The 19104-nt window shown below is 37.9% G+C and carries 19 protein-coding genes; 5 read left to right on the top strand and 14 right to left on the bottom strand.

The window, feature by feature from the left end; translation table 11 throughout:
• Positions 1-1051 (top strand): glycerol kinase GlpK (gene glpK, locus HMPREF3263_RS06730; RefSeq protein ID WP_070853125.1); only part of this gene is annotated, 1051 nt, incomplete at its 5' end.
• A gap of 215 nt (positions 1052-1266) precedes the next feature.
• Here glpK and HMPREF3263_RS06735 read toward each other — a convergent pair.
• From HMPREF3263_RS06735 to HMPREF3263_RS06755, 5 genes are all read right to left on the bottom strand, one after another.
• Positions 1267-1662, bottom strand: a complete 396-nt coding sequence (locus HMPREF3263_RS06735; RefSeq protein WP_049371374.1) for a hypothetical protein — start codon at positions 1660-1662, stop codon at positions 1267-1269.
• A 170-nt stretch (positions 1663-1832) separates the two neighbouring features.
• Positions 1833-2777 (bottom strand): Imm49 family immunity protein, encoded by a 945-nt coding sequence (locus tag HMPREF3263_RS06740; protein ID WP_070853115.1) that lies wholly within the window; start codon positions 2775-2777, stop codon positions 1833-1835.
• A 200-nt stretch (positions 2778-2977) separates the two neighbouring features.
• On the bottom strand, positions 2978-3481 hold the full coding sequence (locus HMPREF3263_RS06745) for a contact-dependent growth inhibition system immunity protein (RefSeq protein ID WP_070853116.1): 504 nt from the start codon (positions 3479-3481) through the stop codon (positions 2978-2980).
• A gap of 217 nt (positions 3482-3698) precedes the next feature.
• Positions 3699-4082, bottom strand: a complete 384-nt coding sequence (locus tag HMPREF3263_RS06750; RefSeq protein WP_005694761.1) for a hypothetical protein — start codon at positions 4080-4082, stop codon at positions 3699-3701.
• A 102-nt stretch (positions 4083-4184) separates the two neighbouring features.
• Positions 4185-6497, bottom strand: coding sequence for a Tex family protein (locus HMPREF3263_RS06755; protein ID WP_070853117.1), 2313 nt, complete (start codon positions 6495-6497; stop codon positions 4185-4187).
• Positions 6498-6603: 106 nt separating this feature from the next.
• Between HMPREF3263_RS06755 and greB the strand changes: the two genes are divergently transcribed.
• A complete protein-coding gene (gene greB / locus HMPREF3263_RS06760) occupies positions 6604-7080 on the top strand; it encodes a transcription elongation factor GreB (protein ID WP_049374889.1) in 477 nt (158 codons plus the stop codon).
• A 66-nt stretch (positions 7081-7146) separates the two neighbouring features.
• Here the strand turns inward: greB and deoD are convergent, their stop codons facing one another.
• From deoD to trpS, 5 genes are all read right to left on the bottom strand, one after another.
• Positions 7147-7863 (bottom strand): purine-nucleoside phosphorylase, encoded by a 717-nt coding sequence (deoD, locus tag HMPREF3263_RS06765; protein WP_005697435.1) that lies wholly within the window; start codon positions 7861-7863, stop codon positions 7147-7149.
• A gap of 128 nt (positions 7864-7991) precedes the next feature.
• Positions 7992-9239 carry a NupC/NupG family nucleoside CNT transporter gene (locus HMPREF3263_RS06770; RefSeq protein ID WP_070853118.1) on the bottom strand — a complete coding sequence of 416 codons (1248 nt, stop codon included), beginning with the start codon at positions 9237-9239 and terminating at the stop codon, positions 7992-7994.
• A 106-nt stretch (positions 9240-9345) separates the two neighbouring features.
• Positions 9346-10134, bottom strand: a complete 789-nt coding sequence (locus tag HMPREF3263_RS06775; protein WP_070853119.1) for a 4Fe-4S cluster-binding domain-containing protein — start codon at positions 10132-10134, stop codon at positions 9346-9348.
• Positions 10135-10165: 31 nt separating this feature from the next.
• A complete protein-coding gene (locus HMPREF3263_RS06780; RefSeq protein WP_049385111.1) occupies positions 10166-10456 on the bottom strand; it encodes a YfcZ/YiiS family protein in 291 nt (96 codons plus the stop codon).
• Between the two features lie 55 nt (positions 10457-10511).
• Positions 10512-11516 (bottom strand): tryptophan--tRNA ligase, encoded by a 1005-nt coding sequence (gene trpS / locus HMPREF3263_RS06785; protein WP_049374886.1) that lies wholly within the window; start codon positions 11514-11516, stop codon positions 10512-10514.
• A gap of 140 nt (positions 11517-11656) precedes the next feature.
• On the opposite strand from trpS, the gene hflD reads away from it, so the two are divergent.
• The 3 genes from hflD to HMPREF3263_RS06800 all read left to right on the top strand — a co-directional run bounded on the left by hflD (position 11657) and on the right by HMPREF3263_RS06800 (position 14052).
• Complete coding sequence (gene hflD / locus HMPREF3263_RS06790; protein ID WP_070853126.1) at positions 11657-12280, top strand: high frequency lysogenization protein HflD; 624 nt, start codon at positions 11657-11659, stop codon at positions 12278-12280.
• Between the two features lie 16 nt (positions 12281-12296).
• The gene (gene purB / locus HMPREF3263_RS06795) at positions 12297-13664 is read left to right on the top strand and encodes an adenylosuccinate lyase (RefSeq protein WP_049383116.1); all 1368 of its coding nucleotides are present in this window, start codon (positions 12297-12299) and stop codon (positions 13662-13664) included.
• 142 nt (positions 13665-13806) lie between these two features.
• Positions 13807-14052, top strand: coding sequence for a hypothetical protein (locus HMPREF3263_RS06800; RefSeq protein WP_255308497.1), 246 nt, complete (start codon positions 13807-13809; stop codon positions 14050-14052).
• A gap of 43 nt (positions 14053-14095) precedes the next feature.
• Here HMPREF3263_RS06800 and HMPREF3263_RS06805 read toward each other — a convergent pair whose 3' ends face one another.
• The 4 genes from HMPREF3263_RS06805 to HMPREF3263_RS06820 all read right to left on the bottom strand — a co-directional run bounded on the left by HMPREF3263_RS06805 (position 14096) and on the right by HMPREF3263_RS06820 (position 19068).
• The gene (locus tag HMPREF3263_RS06805) at positions 14096-15913 is read right to left on the bottom strand and encodes a Z1 domain-containing protein (RefSeq protein ID WP_256337436.1); all 1818 of its coding nucleotides are present in this window, start codon (positions 15911-15913) and stop codon (positions 14096-14098) included.
• Positions 15914-15988: 75 nt separating this feature from the next.
• A complete protein-coding gene (locus HMPREF3263_RS06810; RefSeq protein ID WP_065242955.1) occupies positions 15989-17026 on the bottom strand; it encodes a restriction endonuclease PLD domain-containing protein in 1038 nt (345 codons plus the stop codon).
• Positions 17023-18144: a DNA cytosine methyltransferase gene (locus HMPREF3263_RS06815; RefSeq protein ID WP_065242956.1), complete on the bottom strand. Its 1122-nt coding sequence runs from the start codon at positions 18142-18144 to the stop codon at positions 17023-17025. Before HMPREF3263_RS06815 ends, HMPREF3263_RS06810 begins: the two co-directional genes overlap by 4 nt.
• Before the next feature lie 510 nt (positions 18145-18654).
• Positions 18655-19068: a PACE efflux transporter gene (locus tag HMPREF3263_RS06820; protein ID WP_005694775.1), complete on the bottom strand. Its 414-nt coding sequence runs from the start codon at positions 19066-19068 to the stop codon at positions 18655-18657.
• Positions 19069-19104 lie beyond the last annotated feature (36 nt).

Raw genomic sequence — 19104 nt, forward strand, 5'->3', positions numbered from 1 at the left:
AAAAGCGGAACGCGGTGAACTTCTATTCGGTACCGTGGATACCTGGCTTGTATGGAAATTAACTCAAGGCCGTGTTCACGTAACGGATTACACCAACGCATCCCGTACCATGTTATTTAACATCCATACGAAAAAATGGGATGACAAAATGTTGGAATTATTAAATATTCCACGATCAATGTTGCCTGAAGTGCGTAATTCATCCGAAGTGTACGGCAAAACCAACATCGGGGGTAAAGGCGGCGTACGTATTCCTGTTGCAGGTATCGCGGGTGACCAACAAGCGGCACTTTACGGCCATCTTTGCACACGTGCAGGCCAAGCGAAAAATACCTATGGTACAGGCTGCTTTATGTTGCTTCACACCGGTGATAAAGCCATTACCTCTAAAAATGGTCTATTAACCACCATCGCTTGTAACGCCAAAGGTGAACCTGAATACGCGCTTGAAGGTTCGGTATTTATCGCTGGTGCTTCAATCCAATGGTTACGTGATGAACTCAAAATCGTACATGACAGCCATGACTCCGAATACTTCGCACAAAAAGTTCCTGACAGCAACGGGGTATATGTCGTACCAGCCTTCACTGGTTTAGGCGCACCATATTGGGATCCGTATGCACGCGGTGCAATTTTCGGTCTTTCTCGTGGTTCTAACCGTAACCATATTGTACGCGCAACCCTTGAATCCATTGCTTACCAAACCCGTGATGTGTTAGAAGCAATGCAATCTGACTCAGGTCAACGCTTACAATATTTACGTGTCGATGGTGGCGCAACCAACAACAATTTCTTAATGCAATTCCAAGCGGATATTTTAGATGTGAATGTTGAGCGTCCAGTAGTGAAAGAAGTAACCGCACTTGGTGCCGCTTACCTTGCAGGTCTTGCCGTTGGTTTCTGGAAAGATTTAGATGAGCTTCACGACAAAGCACGTGTAGAACGTACCTTCACACCAGATAATGATGAAGAAAAACGTGAACGTCGTTATAAAGGCTGGAAAAAAGCAGTTAAACGCTCATTAGAATGGGCAAAAGAAGACACGGAATAATCCTTCCTGATCAATAATAAAGTGCGGTCACTTTTTGAGAGGTTTAAAAACTCTTTGAAAATTGACCGCACTTTCAACTGTGTTAATTAAATCGATTATTGGCGATTTTACACGACTAAATTGCCCGATTTTTAAATCGCCTTGTTAATTAGCACAAGCGTAGATTCTTGCACCATTTATAGTTTTTTAGAGAAACACAGTGGCTACCTTGCTAATCAGGATAGCCATATATAAGATAATTTATTATCTAAAAAACCAACTTGAATACTATTAAATGAGATAAAGTCATACTCTTCCTCTTCATTTAACTCAATCTTATATTCAATACATTGATCATCTAAAATATTAATAAGAGAATGGATTGAAATATTATCTTTTAACTTAAATGATGACGATTTTGAAAAATCAATACTAACTTCCATAACAAGTGAATTATATAAATAGATATTAATTCCATCATATAATAATATCTCTCTATTTTTTCTCTGCGGTTCGAAATGTATAGGCTCTCCAAATAAAGATACAACTTTCGATTTTGTCTCTCCTATAGCCACTCCGTAAAAGCATTTATGGAAAATTAAGTTCATAATATCTTCTTTAGTTACGATCATTGTTAATCCCCATAATGGCACGCGTCTCCTAACACGTGCCTAAAACATCAATTTCACAATTAAGGTTCTTACTATTTTCATGAATAACTTTATTCAGTTTATCTATTTTTAGTGAGATACAAGCACGCATTAGGAGGTGTGTACTATCTGGGTATATCCGTCTACCTTGTCTATCGACCAAATAATGAGGCCCAAAATCCTTTTTTATTTTCAACTTTCTTTTGCTTCGCTTCTTCCATCCTTTGTTTGACATAATTTACCCAAACTTGATGGGGTGCATCAAAATCAAATGATTTCATAAAATCATAAGGAATTTTATATTCCGCTAATGGATTTATATCAATCAATTCTTTGGACGCTATAGGGCAATCAATATCTAAATCAAAACCGTGGATTGCTGCGATTTTGGCATACATTAAAACTTGCGGTTGCAAGTAAAAATCAAAATGTAAAATTGTATCTTTTGCTGCTCGTTTAGCAAACTTAAGTTCGAGTAATTTATCTAAAGCCTCTTGCATTCCTTTTATATTTTTATCTGCTAGTGCCACATAAAATTCATGATCAGGAATGCGCTTTAAATCGCTACGGGCTTTTTTCTCATCATTTAAGAACGTGAGTGCGCGCTCTTTTAATAATTGCCAATTGCCACTTAATGCCAATAAAGTGTTCGCATTAAAAAAAGGTCTGGTATCAGTTCGTTTATAGAGGACTGAAATATCGACAATTTCATCACGATGTTTAATTAAATAATCAATTAACTTTTGATTATCTGAAAGCAAACTCATAAAAAAGAAATTTGTATTAATTCCGTTGTACGCCCATTGAAAATCATATTTAGACAGAATCCCCAAGAAACCAGCAATAGAAGCATTTTCTTTAAATCCTGAAATATTATTTTCTAATAAATACTTAGAGGCTAATGCACGATGGAAATCATTTAAATAATGAATTAAAGAAAAAACATTACCTGTAAAATTATCTATAGGAGCTAACGTTGAAAACAATTCTTTATGATTAAATTCAGTATATTCATCTACTCTAGCCAGAGTAAAATTCTTAGCTTCATCATAGGTTTTAGCAATCTCACTACCTAAAAACACTTTATATTTTTCCATATTTACACCTCTTACGACTAATTCTTATTAGGAATTCTAACTGGTAATAACACAACTTTACCATTTGATTTATCTACTCCAGCTATAATAGTCGATTCATTTAACATAAGCATCGTTGAAAATAAAAAAGTGCGGTCAGTTTTTGAGAGGTTTTAAAACTCTTTGGAAATTGACCGCACTTTATATTTTGAGGAAATATATTACCGATAAATACTCGTACAATACGTCATAGCTTGTCTTATGGCTTTTCCTAATTCTTCATCTGAAATATTCTTGTCATATTTAAATTCTAATGGTGAATTGTCAGGAAGTGAAATTCCTGTACTTCCATCTAAAGAATCTTGATGAAGAGGCGAAATAGTTATATATAAATTATCCTGTTCTAAAGATAAAAAAGACATATCCTTATAGATAGATTTTTTATTTTTGTATCCATAGCGTTTTTTCATCTCTTCCTCAAGTCTTTTTTGTAACCCCTTCATTTTCTCAGAATTAAAAATAGCTTGAAATTCCTGGAGGGATACTTCTCTGCTTTCATCAAGTTTTTCTCTAACCAACTTTCCAAAATATGAATCTGTAATATCAACTTGATTAAAAATAAAATCTTGATCTGGATCTGTCATTCCAATCATCCCTCTAATAATAGAAGTCACTAATAAGAATTCATTATTTACTATAACTGAAACAGTTTTTGGTTTATTCATATCAATTTACCTTATTAACAATAATATTAGTTCCTTTCGATCTAGTATACATTAAACAATTACCTAATTTACTACTTTGACTTGTTATGCTATCTATAGTGATATTTCTACAGAAAAGCGAATGTAAAATTATAAGGTTTACTTAGAATAATCATCTTTGGAAACAAAAGCGCGGTCAAAATTTCTTGTGTTTTTGACCGCACTTTTATTTTATCTATCAACTATACTGCTGCCGATACTTCTCTAAATTATCTTGAAAATGCTGAATATAGTATTCGATGTCTTTTTCTCGGTAGCCAAGAATTCGACCGATTTCACGTTCAACTTTAGGATCAAAACCATTCACCGTGCTTGCAGGAAGTAATACTTCCATTTGTTCAGCGAGTGCAAGAGATTGAGGTAAATACACAATAAAATCAGTTAAGCAAACATCATTAACATGACGTTGCACTGTTTTTGAATGAAGCATTCCTAGCTCAAGATAAGGGAGAAAGGCGTCGGGAATACCGAGTTCCTGATTGAATAATGCCACTTGCTTTTCGCCCCTTAACATTAATTCCAGCTCCTTGCCTTCATGCGGCCCAAGAATACCTTTTTCCATAAGAATATTCCTTTCGTTGAAATAAAAAAGGGGATTGGATGATTGACCAGATCCCCTTCATTGTACGCCTATTTGGCCACAATGTTCATCTAAATGACGAAATTATTTTTTCCAATTTTTCAACGCATCGGCAAAGGCATTACCCATTGCACTATTTCCTCTTGAATTACGATCTTGGCGAGGCGCATTACTTCTTGGTTTTGCACTTAAAGTGCGGTCAGATTTGCCGTCATTTTTGACCGCACTTTCATCTAATCGCATCGTCAACGCAATACGTTTACGCGGCACATCCACTTCTAATACTTTCACTTTCACGATATCGCCCGTTTTCACCACTTGATGTGGATCTTCCACGAATTTATCGCTTAGTGATGAAATGTGTACTAAACCGTCTTGGTGAACACCAATATCCACAAATGCGCCAAAGTTAGTTACATTGGTGACGGTACCTTCTAAAATCATACCTGGTTTTAAATCGGTGATTTCTTCCACGCCTTCTGCGAATACGGCAGTTTTAAACTCACCACGCGGATCGCGCCCCGGTTTTTCTAGTTCTTTGAAAATATCTTGAACCGTTGGTAAACCAAATTGCTCATCAATGAATTGTTTTGCATCAAGCTGACGTACCACTCCCGCATTGCCCATTAAATCTTGGATAGATTGCGCGGTAGCTTGCAAGATTTTTTCGACCACAGGATAAGCTTCTGGGTGGACACCTGAAGTATCAAGTGGATTTTTCCCGCCAGCAATACGCATAAAGCCTGCACATTGCTCAAAGGCTTTTGGCCCTAAACGTGGCACTTTTTTCAATTCTGCACGGCTTTCAAAACGACCATTTTCATCACGATATTCCACAATGTTTTGCGCTAAAGTTTTCGTCATCCCTGCCACACGAGCGAGTAATGGCGCGGATGCCGTATTCAAATCCACACCTACTGCGTTCACACAGTCTTCCACCACCGCATCGAGTTTACGCGCAAGTTGGGTTTGGTTTACATCGTGCTGATATTGCCCTACACCAATAGCTTTCGGTTCGATTTTCACTAATTCTGCCAATGGATCTTGTAAACGGCGTGCAATAGAAACTGCACCACGTAAAGACACATCTAAGTTCGGGAATTCATTTGCCGCAAATTCAGAAGCTGAATAAACGGACGCGCCAGCTTCGCTTACCACGACAGTTTGTGGTTTATTTTCTTTAATTTCTTTAATGACTTCTTTCGCAAAACGTTCGGTTTCACGAGAAGCGGTACCATTACCAATGGCAATTAATTCTACGTTATGTTTGCGGATTAAACTGAAAATCGCCACTTGTGCTTCAGCTTCACGCCCCGTGTGTGGATAAATGGTGGTAGTGTCTAATAATTTACCTGTGTTATCCACCACCGCAACTTTAACTCCTGTACGTAAGCCTGGGTCCAAGCCCATGGTGCTTTTCGCACCAGCCGGTGCAGCCATTAAAAGTGCGGTCAGATTTCGAGCGAAAACATCAATGGCCTCTTCTTCCGCTTTTTCACGTAAACTTGCCATTAATTCCGTTTCTAAATGCAACGAAACTTTGATTTTCCATGTCCACGCAATCACTTGCTCACGCCATTTATCCGCAGGCTGACCAGTAAAACGTACATCCAAATAATCACGAATAATTTCTTCGCAATAACTTTGGCGACTTCCCTCTTCAGCATCAGGATCAGCATTTAAGCTTAATTGTAAAATGCCCTCATTACGCCCACGGAACATGGCCAATGCACGGTGAGAAGGCACATTTTTCAACAATTCTTGGTGGTCGAAATAATCTTGGAATTTTGCGCCTTCCGTTTCTTTGCCTTCGATCACTTTAGATACAATAACCGCATTTTTTGCTAAATAATCACGGACTTTAGCTAATAAGCCCGCATCTTCAGCAAAACGCTCCATTAAAATATAACGTGCACCATCAAGTGCGACTTTGGTATCTGTTACGCCTTTATCTGCGTTTATAAATTCAGCTGCAGCCGTTTCAGGATCATTTTTCGGTTCATTCCAAAGTAAATCAGCCAATGGTTCAAGACCTGCCTCAATCGCAATTTGCCCTTTCGTACGACGTTTAGGTTTGTATGGCAAATACAAATCTTCTAATTCGGTTTTGCTTTGTGTCGCATGGATTTTGTCACGCAATTCATCGGTCAATTTCCCTTGCTCTTCAATAGATTTCAAAATGGTTTGACGACGATCTTCTAATTCACGTAAATAAATTAAACGGGTTTCAAAATGACGAAGTTGGGTGTCATCTAAGCCACCTGTGGCTTCTTTACGATAACGGGCGATAAATGGAATGGTGTTGCCATCATCTAATAATTGAATGGCGGCGAGGATTTGTTGGGGTTGAACGGTTAATTCTGCCGCAATAATTTGGCTAATTTGTTGATTTAACATTGTCATACTTCTTTGTTATTAAAGGATTCGATAAAAACGGGAATAGAATACTGGTTTTAGACAACAGGCTCAAATATAATTCAAAAAAATTTCTTTTATTTTTATTATGGCAAAATCAAATTATATTACCCGTCAAGGCTGGCTTGCGCTTGACCAAGAACTGAAATTTTTGTGGAAAGAAGAACGCCCTAAAGTTACCCAAGCGGTTTCAGATGCCGCCGCACTTGGTGACCGCAGTGAAAACGCAGAATATATTTACGGTAAACGTCGTTTACGTGAAATTGATCGCCGTGTGCGTTTCCTTTCCAAGCGCTTAGAAGTGTTACAAATCGTGGATTACCACCCGAAACAAGAAGGCAAAGTGTTTTTCGGTGCCTGGGTTGAGCTAGAAGATGAAGAAGGCGAAGTGAAACAATATCGTATTGTCGGCTGCGATGAATTCGATCCCGCTAAAAACTGGATCTCCATTGATTCTCCCGTCGCACGTGCCTTAATCGGAAAAGGTATTGATGATGAAATTCATGTTGAGACACCATCTGGCAAAGTGGTGCTCTATGTGAACCGAATTTGGTATGAAAAATAGCGAAGTAGAAAAACAAAAGAGCGGTCAAAATTGACCGCTCTTTTTTTATTCTATCAATCGGATAAATTATGCTTTATCACCAATTAATACAGACTCTAACGCAATTTCAATCATATCATTGAAGGTTAATTGGCGCTCTTCTGCTGTAGTTTGTTCGTGTGTACGAATATGGTCTGAAACGGTACAGATACAAAGTGCTTTTGCACCATATTCTGCTGCCACGCCATAGATACCAGCTGCTTCCATTTCTACGCCTAAGATGCCGTATTTTTCCATCACATCAAACATTTCAAAATCTGGTGTGTAGAATAAGTCTGCAGAGAAGAGATTCCCTACGCGAACTTGCTTGCCTTTTTCTTTCGCTGCTTGAACCGCTGCTTGTGCCATATCAAAATCAGCAATTGCAGCAAAATCGTTATCTTTGAAACGGATACGGTTTACTTTTGAATCAGTACATGCACCAAGGCCGATGATAACATCACGTACTTTAACGTCCATACGTACGGCACCACAAGAACCAACACGGATGATTTTTTTCACGCCATATTCAGTAATTAATTCTTTCGCATAAATTGAGCAAGATGGGATACCCATACCGTGACCCATAACAGAGATACGACGACCTTTATAAGTACCGGTATAACCCAACATATTGCGAACGTTAGTCACTTCTTTCGCATCTTCTAAGAATGTTTCAGCAATATATTTTGCACGAAGCGGATCGCCTGGCATTAATACAACATCTGCAAATGCGCCTTCAGGAGCGTTAATATGTGGAGTCATTGTTTTTTCCTCTTGTTGATAAATAAAAAGTCATCTAAGCAAACGTTTTCGCTTGCTTTAAAGTACAACACCACGAATGATTCGTGGTGTTGAGAGATAAAGTGCGGTCAAAATTCACCACATTTTAATTACATTGCTACGCCGCTTAACTCGATGAATAAACCTGCGATAGTCGCACTCATTAAGTTAGCTAATGTACCCGCTACAACTGCTTTTAAACCTAAGCGAGCCACATCACCACGACGATTTGGTGCCATACCACCGATACCGCCGATTAAGATTGCGATAGAGCTGAAGTTAGCGAAACCACATAATGCGAAAGTAATGATGGCTTTAGTTTTTTCACTTAATACAACTGCTGTATCTGGTTGTAAGTATTTCGCGAACTCTAAGTAACCCACGAATTCATTTACGGCTAATTTCATACCAATCATTTGACCGGCGATGGCAGATTCATCCCAAGATACACCGATTAAGTAAGCTAATGGTTTGAAGATCCAACCAAAGATTGATTGTAACGTTAAATCACCGTAACCGAACCAGCCGCCTACGCCGCCTAAAATACCGTTAATTAAAGCAATTAAACCGACGAATGCGATTAACATTGCACCAACGTTTAACGCTAATTGCATACCTGCACTCGCACCACCAGCCATGGCTTCAAGCACGTTAGTCGGTTTTTCGCTATCGTCTGTATCAGGTTGTTTATCAGTAAATTGTTCAGTTTGTGGGAATAAAATTTTCGCAAATAACAAACCTGCTGGTGCAGCCATGAAAGATGCTGCGATTAAGTAAGTCAACGGCACGCCCATTCCTGCATAACCTGCCATGACTGAGCCCGCGATAGAAGCTGTACCACCCGCCATAATAGCGAACAATTCAGATTGGGTCATATTTTTAATGTAAGGACGAACTACTAAAGGTGCTTCAGTTTGACCAACGAAGATATTCGCTGCCGCAGACATTGATTCTGCTTTAGATGTACCTAATGCCGCTTGCAATGCACCACCGATCACTTTGATGACCACTTGCATGATGCCTAAATAGTAAAGCACCGAAATTAAACCAGAGAAAAAGACGATGATTGGTAACACTTTCACCGCAAAGATAAAGCCGGCATTTGAAGGATCTGCTAAGCCACCAAAGACGAAGTTAATCCCTTCATTACCATAAGCGATAACATTTGATACACCATTTGCTGTCGCTTGCAATGCATCACGACCAAACGGCACATACAAAATAAGGGCCGCAAATCCGATTTGGATCGCCAAAGCCCCTAATACAGTACGTAAATTAATCGCCTTACGATTATTTGAAAATAATACGGCAATGATCAGTAATACGACAATGCCTAAAACGCTACCTAAAATACCCATTTTTTTCCCCTAGGTTGGTTAGATAAGTAAGTGAATAAAATTGTCCTATTCTACTTGTTTTTCGGTGAAAAGTCGGAATATTTTTACTATTTTTCAGCATGTTTGCTTATAAAATGGTCACAATTTTGGTCATACCACAAGATTTCGCATAGTTTTCAAGCGCTTGAGTCTGCTCAACAGTTGGGACATAAGGGGTGAGTCCTTCGGCATCTCGTGCACCTTTTGTGTGCATTCGGATAATTTTCAACAAAACATCTGGATAATCTTTCAATAAGGACGCTACTTTTTCCACCAACTTTTCTGAATCAAAAAAATTCGTCACATAAACTAACCGCACTTCTTCCACTTTATTCAATGGCAAAAGTTGCGCCAAGTTCTTTAAATTGCGATCTAAGTTTTCTTGCTTGATATGTTGATGAGTGGGGATGATGTTTTTCGGGACAATGCCTTGGCGATTTTGTCTATCAAAGCACAAACTCTGTAAGCCAAGTCCTTCTCCTTTCAAATCAAAGAGAAATTTGTCCGTGACATCAATTAAAGGACGAATTGCGTCAAATTCAAAGAAACCACTGCTATCCAAATAGCAAGTTAGCCCTTCCTCACGTAGTTTTTGAAACAATGGGACAAGCTTTTTATGATGAATAGTAGGTTCCCCGCCAGAAACCGTTACACCACGAATGAACGGTACCGCATCCATCGCTTGCTCATACAAATACTGCAAACTGACTTGATGAGCCCCTTCCGCATAACGCGGAATGGTTTCTGGATTGTGGCAATAAAGGCAGTTTAACTTACAACCTTGTAAGAAAATACTGGTACGATTCCCCTGCCCTTCTACATTAGAAAAAGGAATAATACGATGCAGGGGAACATAAATGTCAGAAAGTGCGGTCACAAATAGCGTTTTTTCTAGAGTAAGTTATCACTTACACAAGCTTCATTTGGAAAATCACTAATTCCGCTTGGCAGCAGAATGTGAAAACCGCTTTAAGTACATACCCCTCTTCAACCTGTTGAATTTCAGATTGAATTTGGCAAGGCTCACTTTCTACATCACGCGCTTTTAATGTGAAATATTCCAATGCGCCTTCTGCATCTTGACGAGTCGCGTAAAACTGTTCGATAGGGAAACTACAATCACTGTTATCAAACAATGATTTCATATCGAAAGTATTACAGCCTACGCATTCAATTGGTTTTTCAGTTTGAATGGCCATCTTTTTCTCCTTATCTAAAAAAGCCGTGATATAACACGGCTTATTAAGTTTAAAATTATTTTGCAGCAACAAAGCCGACGGCTTCATACACTTTGGCAAGGGTTTCTTTCGCTCTTGCGCGGGCTTTTTCTGCACCTTGACGTAAAATCTCGTCTAAAAGTGCTTCATCGTTACGATATTGATAAAAACGTTCTTGTAAACCCGCAAGTAAGTTTGACACTTCGTCAGCCACCGCTGTTTTTAAGTGTCCGTACATTTTACCTTCAAATTCTTTTTCAAGGTCTGCCACAGATTTATCAGTTACTGCAGAAAGAATATCCAATAAGTTAGACACACCAGCTTTATTTTTCACGTCATAACGTACAACAGGTGGTTCATCAGAGTCTGTTACCGCGCGTTTGATTTTTTTCGCTACCGATTTAGGATCTTCAAGCAAAGTCACCACGTTATTACGGTTATCATCGGATTTAGACATTTTTTTATCAGGATCTTGCAAAGACATAATACGTGCACCGGCTTTGCCTAAGAATATTTCAGGAATCGTGAAAATATCACCATAAAGAGAATTAAAACGAGCGGCAATATCACGGGTGATTTCTAAATGTTGTTTTTGGTCATCCCCTACCGGTACGCTTTTCGCTTGGTAAAGTAAGATATCTGCTGCCATTAAAACTGGATAATCAAATAAACCCACGTTAATATTTTCGGCATAACGTGCTGATTTATCTTTAAATTGAGTCATACGGCTCATCTCACCAAAATAGGTGTAGCAGTTTAATACCCAGCTTAGTTGAGTATGCTCTGGTACATGAGATTGCACGAAGATCGTGCTTTTATTCGGATCAATGCCACAAGCCAAGTAAAGGGCGAGCACATCAAGGGTTGCTTTGCGAAGTGCCACAGGATCTTGACGTACAGTGATGGCATGTAAATCCACCACACAGAAAATACACTCATAATCTTCTTGCATTTTCACCCAGTTGCGAAGTGCACCTAAATAATTCCCGATAGTTAATTCGCCGGAAGGCTGCACGCCACTGAATACAATTGGTTTTGTCATTGGTTATCCTTTTATTCTGTAAACTGAATTGGCGCTATGATAACAAAAGATAGGGCGTTTTTTAATGATTGAGTTCAAAACAATGTGTAAAAATGCTATATTACGCCAAAAATTTCTGCAGCTCACAATTTATAATCCCAATGAAAAATTATAATGATATGGCTCTGGCACTTGCCGGTGTTTGTCAATCAGTCTTATTAATCAGTCAATTAGCACAAAAAGGCGAAGTTGATAACCAAGATGCATTCCAAACGACCATTCATTCTCTTCTCATTACTCAACCCGAAGATACATTAGCCGTATTTGGCGGTGATGTTCAACATCTTAAAGTGGGATTAAACACGCTTATCGAGCAACTCACCCAATTAAATGACAAAAATTTATTAAATTATTGGGGCAGCTTGTTAGCGTTAGAGAGCAAATTAAACAAACAATCTGAAATCAAACAAGAACTTGGCCGCCGTATTGCCCGTTTACCGGAACAACTTGCTTATCACGACAATCAATTTGATGATGAGATGTTTTCTATCATGGCAAACATTTATGTCGATACGATTAGCCCTTTAGGCAAACGCATCCACATTATTGGTTCGGCATATCATTTACAGCAACAAAGCGTGCAAGACAAAATTCGTGCGTGTTTACTTGCTGGCATTCGTTCTGCCGTTTTGTGGCGTCAAGTCGGCGGCAGCAAATGGCAACTGTTATTTCATCGTAAAAAATTAGTGCAAGCGGCACGACAACTCTACTTAACTTTAAATTAATCCTTGGAGAACTCTTATGCAACTTTCCGCATTAACCGCTCTTTCCCCGATTGACGGTCGTTATCAAGATAAAGCCACTGCATTGCGTGGTATTTTCAGTGAATTTGGTTTACTCAAATTCCGTGTCACCGTGGAAGTACGTTGGTTACAAAAATTGGCGGCGACCGCTGAAATCCAAGAAGTTTCTTCTTTGTCCAAAGAAGCAAACGATTACCTTAATAAAATTGTAGAAGAATTCAGTCTTCAAGATGCTGAACGTATCAAAGAAATTGAGCGCACCACGAATCATGACGTAAAAGCAGTTGAGTATTTCTTAAAAGAAAAAAGTGAAGCTTTACCAGAATTAGCCAAAGTCTCTGAATTTATCCACTTTGCATGTACATCAGAAGACATTAACAACCTTTCTCATGCCTTAATGTTAAAAACGGCGCGTGAAGAAGTGATCTTACCGGAATGGCAAAAACTGATTGATGAAATCACCCGTCTAGCGAACGAATACAAAACTATCCCATTACTTTCTCGTACACACGGCCAACCTGCCTCACCAAGTACTGTGGGTAAAGAAATGGCGAACGTGGTTTACCGTTTAAAACGCCAATTCAAACAACTCCAACAAAATGAAATCTTGGGTAAAATCAACGGTGCTGTGGGTAACTACAATGCACATTTATCGGCTTATCCAAATATCAACTGGCATAAATTCAGTGAAGAGTTTGTCACCTCATTAGGTTTAGATTGGAACCCGTATACCACTCAAATTGAACCACATGATTACATTGCTGAATACTTTGATGCTGTGGTACGTTTTAATACCATCATCATCGACTTCGATCGTGACTTATGGGGCTACATTGCGTTAAATCACTTTAAACAACGCACTATCGCAGGTGAAATTGGTTCATCCACCATGCCACATAAAGTGAATCCTATCGACTTCGAAAACTCAGAGGGCAACTTAGGTTTAGCCAATGCGGTGATGACTCACCTAGGTCAAAAATTACCAATTTCTCGCTGGCAACGTGACTTAACCGACTCCACTGTATTACGTAATTTAGGTGTGGGTTTAGGTTATTGCTTAATTGCGTATGCCGCAACGCGTAAAGGTATCAGCAAATTAGAAGTGAACGAACAGCATCTCCGTGATGAACTCAACCAAAACTGGGAAGTTTTAGCTGAGCCAATTCAAACCGTAATGCGTCGCTATGGTATTGAAAAACCATACGAAAAATTAAAAGAGCTCACTCGTGGTAAACGCGTTGATGAAAAAGCAATGCGTGAATTCATCGAAAAACTGGCTATCCCAGCCGATGAAAAAGCCCGTTTACAACAACTCACTCCTGCAACCTATATTGGTGCAGCCATTGAGTTAGTGGAAAAACTTTAAGAAATAAAAGGGCATCTTTCATGCCCTAAAAAATCAAAGTACGGTCAAAAAACACGGTATTATGTAGCAGTTGCAAAAATATTTAACTAAATGTTTCTGTTACATTTTTCTTACTTCATTGTAATTTAAAAGTAAGAAAAAAATGAGTGCGTTGGAAAAATTATGGATTGAAGAAAAGATAAAGGGATTAAATCAGAAAACTTTAGACTATCAAACTGCGCTAAATCACGCAAGAGATTCAGATTTTTCATTAAGTAAGAAATCTAGCAATGTCTGTTTTCAGTCATCACCACGCCAATTAGTGGCGCATATCCTTAAAAAGCAACATGAAAAATGCTTTCATACGAATGAAATCACTCTTCAAGCATTCAAAATAGATAATGCTTAATATAGTAAAATGCCATCTGAATTTGAACTCAGATGGCGTAGTGTTATTTTAATCCCCAATAAACTAAACCTTTATGTGGTAATTTGATATTAGGCAGCCAAAAATCTTCGCCTTTCCAACCTTTCTTTTCATCACCAACAACAAGATAAAGTGTTAAAAACAAATCATTTGGGTATTTATCACCCAATTTCCGGTCATCTTCGGAAAGCATTGTACCGGTGGCTCTAGCAATTTTTCTTCCCTTTTTGATTAAAACATAATTTTTAAAACTTGGTCGTTGAGTTTGTAAGGCTTGAATACTGGTGACAAATTTTTCTTTATCCCAATCATCAGATTGATAATTACCTAGATTTTCTAAAATTAAAAATAAGGTTTCATTGTCAATTTGATATAAATCCTCCTTAATTGGATTTTTCTCAGTAGTAGGTAGTAATCCATTGATCTGGGATAAGTTTTTTTCATTTGGCTCAAATGGAAAATAATTCACACCACCAACTAGTTGATTAACAGCATCTGATTTCAACACATTTTTACGTGTTGGGTTGATATTTTTCGGATAAATAATTTGTACATTTCCGTTTAATTGCTTGGCTTGTTCAATAATTAAATTATTTGCTTGATTAAGCGATACAAAAAATTTATATACATCCATAGGCATATAAAGCCTTAATAGAGATGTATCACGATCATAACCAAAAATGCGAGAATGTTGCCAAAAGGTATCAGCATTGGGCTTTTTCGCCGTACGACTGTAATAAACTGTCTGTAATTTTGGAATAGTTAAGCCACGTCCAATCACATTACCGCCAATCACGATATTAAATCCTTTTTCCAAATCAAAATCAGCTTCAGTCTTAGAGTTTAGTACAACAACACTGATTCTTTTATCTTGCAAAAGTGCGGTAAGATTTTCGTAGATTTCTTCAAAGTGATGAATATCTGGTTTGGTTTGCTGCAAATCTTGGTAGCTTTCTTTAAAACTATTTGCAAAATTTTCATCATTATTCACCGCTTGTACGAGATCATTTAAACAAGCCTGAATTTTATCAGCAAAGGCGGTGTGATCTTGAATTTTATAACTTGGGTGCAAGGCAAAATTGCAATTTGTTTTTCTACATAAATCAAATTCTGCGCAAGTTAATAAAAAACTTTGCAAGGCTCGTTTTACACCTTCGGGAATTTCTCCGCTATCATCTTTAATTTCATCTAACTCACTGTCAATCGGACGGAAAATAAGTTTGTTCGGTGGATCAGAAAAAACAAAATTGCCACCAATATATTTTTCACCTGCTTCAAAAAAATGGATAAATTCGGGTTGCCACTCAGATTCTTGGTGTTGTAATAATAAAGACTGTGGGGTAGCGGTTAATTGAATAAATAAACTTTGGCAACAGCTATTTTTGATTTCATTCAATAGCTTATTGATTGTACTGGCGTCTTTATCCTGTTTATCTGCATTAGTATTTAAACTTGCAGCATCAGCTTCGTCATCCACAATAACCAGCGGATAGCCTTTCAAATTTTCTTGGCTTTTAAATAAATTCCGCCAACGTTTTAATACTCTGGCATTTTTTTTAATAACCACCAAAATTGGATTATCGGCTTTCATTACTTGAGTAAAACTTTTGTCATCATCTTCTGATAAAATAATAAATCTATCCAAACTTGTTTTGGCTCGTTTTACCGTTTGCTGTTGTAAATCAACACTATCCGTAGTCAGATAGAGAAAAACTTTATGATCTCCATCATCTGCTAATGCACTTAATACACCTAAAACTTGGGCGGTTTTACCACTTTGCACATTACCTAGTAACAAAACATTTTGAGCTTTTTTCAGCTCAGTTTGAGCCAATTTATCCATAAATCCTGAAACGGTATTTTTTACAGAATCCGCCAACTCAGGTGGTGTAAGTTTATTTAAATAAGTTTGCAGCATTTAGTTTTTCTCCTTAAACGAAAGCAACCAAACATCAGGATTATCCGTGGAACGAAATTCAAATTTATCATTGCCGTATTTACGTAGAGTTTCTTCGGTAATCATTTCACCTGTTTTCAAACAGTTGGTACTTTCTAATCTGCCTTTGATCCATTTTCCTAATGTTTTGAGATCATTTTCAGAACGAAAGTTTTTAGAGTAATCTCCTGATGTTTTACATTTAAATTTCCAACCGTCATCAGTAATTACAGTAAATGATTTATGGTACGGATATCCCTGTTGCTTTGTGAGATATTTTGAAACGATAATCTCTACTTCATACCAAGGTCTTGGCTTGATAAAGCCACGCTGATCTTCTCGCCCTTTTCCAAAGAAAACATTTAGATTGCTGCTTTTTTCGGTTTTAGCCTGAATATCAAATTTATAAATTGATGTTTGCATAAATAATTGTGCTACATCAGCTGCGTTAACTTTGCTTACACCCAAGCAATTTTCTAAATGGCTATTATGTTCTTTAAAGTTATTTGGTGTTTCAACTTCGCTAATAGGTTTTCCTAGCTTGGTAATTGTGTTTTGAATATCCGTTTGTAAACTTAATGCCTCATTTCCATTTAAATGAAGCATTGTTTCATAAGTACGTTCTGTACTATCCCAAAAACAAGTTAAATTTGCTGAACCAATTAAGCTGTCAATTTGTTTTCCGTTTTTAAAGGAATACATTTTTCCGTGGAATTTAACAAAGGGTGAAATGAAAACAGAACCACGTTTTTCTTCTTGCAAGAATTGATTAAGCTCACAAAGGCTGTCATATTGTGGACGAGTAAAACCTTCCAAATAGTGCATTCCAACTAAAAGATCCAGTTTTCTTAATTTAGGATTATGTTCAATGATTTTATGCAATTCTTTAATCGCATCATTAGAAACATAACCAGTCGCCATAGTGACTTCATCAGCAGACTTAAATAGATCCATCCAAACTTTATTGAGCGAACGTTCTGTAATTTCGGCTTGGGCGATATTAGAAAAAACCGTGTTCATCGTTTTCCCCCACGAATTTTATTTAAACGATCTTGGAAAACTTCGGCTTTTTCGCCTTCCAATTTTTTGTATAAATCCACTTTTTTATAATTGCCCGAAAAAATCGGTAAAATCGCCTTTGCAAGATCTACCACACCTTGCGGTGGCACAGCATTGCCAATTTGACGACGAACTTCGGTAGTTGAACCGATAAATTCAAAATCGTCAGGAAAACTTTGTAATCTTGCTCGTTCACGGTTGGTAAACGCTCGAGGTTCAGGGAAGTGATAACCCCAAGTACCACCACCACCAGCCGCAATAATAGTTTTAGACGGTTCATCTCGGTGCATTCGGCGATAAACATGGCTAATCATTCCTTTCACATATAATGGGTGATCTTTGGGAATATCGGTAAAATTGCCACCTTCAGGAATAAGCGACAGCATTTGACGAGTTTTGTCGCTGATTTTCATCAGTTCATTATTCATCGCATCACTTGGAATATTGGAAACAGCTTGACCTGCGGTAACGTAAGGTTTCAGTCCATTTTCACCGCTTGCATTATGGGTGGGCTGTGGGTGGTGAAAATCGAAGCCAGTATCTAAACGCACACCGACAATCAGCACTCGTTCACGAAATTGCGGCACGCCAAATTCAGCAAAATTATATAATTTCGCCTGAACGTAGTAACCACAGCTTTCAAAATCGGTAATTATCTGCTGAATAGCTTTTTTCTTGTTTGCCGTGAGCAAACCTTTCACATTTTCTGCCACAAAAACTTTGGGCTTTTTGGCGTTTACAAAGCGTAAAAAGCTCTTGTAAAGATTGCCACGCTCACCGTCTAAGCCTGGTTGTTTCCAAATCATTGAGAAATCTTGGCACGGAAAACCACCAAGAATAATGTCGCAATCGGGAATGGTAGGATCGTTCGGATCGATTTGCTCAATATCGCCCTCCACAATCACATCGCCGATATTTTTACGAAAACTTTCGCAAGCCCAATGGGAAAAGTCGTTCGCCCAAACGGTTTCAAATCCAGCTTTATGAAAGCCAAGATCTAGACCGCCACAGCCTGAAAAAAGAGAAAGAATTTTAGGTTTGGGTTGCGTATCAAACAGAGAAATTTGATTAGATTGCATAGGATTTCACTCCTATGTATTTTATTGAAAAGGGCGCTTGCACTAAGAGCAGTGAAGATTTGCGCTGAATACGCAACGTAATATTGTTGTTAATAATGGTTAGTGTCAAGGACATTTTAAAATCCACTTTAAAATAAAAAATTATTTGAATTATGACATAAAATCGCAAAAATGTCGCCATCAGTCCTAAAGAGATAAGCCACTTAGTTCAGCTTAACTTTTAATCGCAAAATAACATTCTGATTCGTATTAGGGAAGGTTACTTACCTTTTACAAGATTGAGCAGATTAGTTACGTCTGTGGTAAGAAATTTTTGTGTAATACGTGGAAAAATCAGCTAAAATGAGATAAAAGAAATGCTCTTAATTCTGTTTTTAGAGATAAGGGTATTAGAAATTTTACTGCAGTTAAGATTGAATCTCGGGTTTTGTGCAACTGCTACATAATACCGAAAAAACACCATGGATTTTGACCGCTCTTTTTATTCTTCCTTTTACAAGCCAGATTTCATCATTCATGCTTAATAAATAACAATCGAGCGTGATCATACACCCAATTAAAAATAAAGGTATAAACGGTCACCATCACCGTTAAGCTGAAATCCATCATAAAAGCTGTAATCCAATCCACTTTTAAAAAGTAAGCAATGATCGGCATGGTGAAAATAAGCAAACCGCCCTCAAATGAAATGGCATGTAAAGTACGAAATATGACGCCTCGCTTTTCTCTCGGCCCCGTAAACACTTTATCAAGAAAATAATTAAAAACGAGATTCCATAGCATGGCGGTTAAGGAAACCAATACCATGGACCCAAAGAGAATAGAAACACTTTCTTCTGTAAAGAAATACAAAGCGAAAACAGAAAGCAACACAACCGTGGTTTCAAACAAGATTGCGTGAAAAAGTCGCTCAAGAAAACTCATTTGTCATCCTTTACAAAGCAAAAGTGCGGTCAAACT

The sequence above is a fragment of the Haemophilus sp. HMSC61B11 genome (assembly GCF_001838615.1).
GTDB lineage: Bacteria > Pseudomonadota > Gammaproteobacteria > Enterobacterales > Pasteurellaceae > Haemophilus_D > Haemophilus_D parainfluenzae_AD.

What these genes read in the sequence shown, in the direction of transcription:
- hflD (WP_070853126.1), top strand. Translation starts at nt 11,657, where the DNA reads ATGAAAAATTATAATGATATGGCTCTGGCACTTGCCGGTGTTTGTCAA.
- HMPREF3263_RS06755 (WP_070853117.1), bottom strand. Translation starts at nt 6,497, where the DNA reads ATGTTAAATCAACAAATTAGCCAAATTATTGCGGCAGAATTAACCGTT.
- HMPREF3263_RS06800 (WP_255308497.1), top strand. Translation starts at nt 13,807, where the DNA reads ATGAGTGCGTTGGAAAAATTATGGATTGAAGAAAAGATAAAGGGATTA.
- HMPREF3263_RS06810 (WP_065242955.1), bottom strand. Translation starts at nt 17,026, where the DNA reads ATGAACACGGTTTTTTCTAATATCGCCCAAGCCGAAATTACAGAACGT.
- HMPREF3263_RS06770 (WP_070853118.1), bottom strand. Translation starts at nt 9,239, where the DNA reads ATGGGTATTTTAGGTAGCGTTTTAGGCATTGTCGTATTACTGATCATT.
- HMPREF3263_RS06745 (WP_070853116.1), bottom strand. Translation starts at nt 3,481, where the DNA reads ATGAATAAACCAAAAACTGTTTCAGTTATAGTAAATAATGAATTCTTA.
- deoD (WP_005697435.1), bottom strand. Translation starts at nt 7,863, where the DNA reads ATGACTCCACATATTAACGCTCCTGAAGGCGCATTTGCAGATGTTGTA.
- trpS (WP_049374886.1), bottom strand. Translation starts at nt 11,516, where the DNA reads ATGACAAAACCAATTGTATTCAGTGGCGTGCAGCCTTCCGGCGAATTA.
- HMPREF3263_RS06735 (WP_049371374.1), bottom strand. Translation starts at nt 1,662, where the DNA reads ATGATCGTAACTAAAGAAGATATTATGAACTTAATTTTCCATAAATGC.
- HMPREF3263_RS06805 (WP_256337436.1), bottom strand. Translation starts at nt 15,913, where the DNA reads ATGGATAAATTGGCTCAAACTGAGCTGAAAAAAGCTCAAAATGTTTTG.
- purB (WP_049383116.1), top strand. Translation starts at nt 12,297, where the DNA reads ATGCAACTTTCCGCATTAACCGCTCTTTCCCCGATTGACGGTCGTTAT.
- HMPREF3263_RS06740 (WP_070853115.1), bottom strand. Translation starts at nt 2,777, where the DNA reads ATGGAAAAATATAAAGTGTTTTTAGGTAGTGAGATTGCTAAAACCTAT.
- HMPREF3263_RS06820 (WP_005694775.1), bottom strand. Translation starts at nt 19,068, where the DNA reads ATGAGTTTTCTTGAGCGACTTTTTCACGCAATCTTGTTTGAAACCACG.
- HMPREF3263_RS06780 (WP_049385111.1), bottom strand. Translation starts at nt 10,456, where the DNA reads ATGGCCATTCAAACTGAAAAACCAATTGAATGCGTAGGCTGTAATACT.
- HMPREF3263_RS06750 (WP_005694761.1), bottom strand. Translation starts at nt 4,082, where the DNA reads ATGGAAAAAGGTATTCTTGGGCCGCATGAAGGCAAGGAGCTGGAATTA.
- HMPREF3263_RS06815 (WP_065242956.1), bottom strand. Translation starts at nt 18,144, where the DNA reads ATGCAATCTAATCAAATTTCTCTGTTTGATACGCAACCCAAACCTAAA.
- greB (WP_049374889.1), top strand. Translation starts at nt 6,604, where the DNA reads ATGGCAAAATCAAATTATATTACCCGTCAAGGCTGGCTTGCGCTTGAC.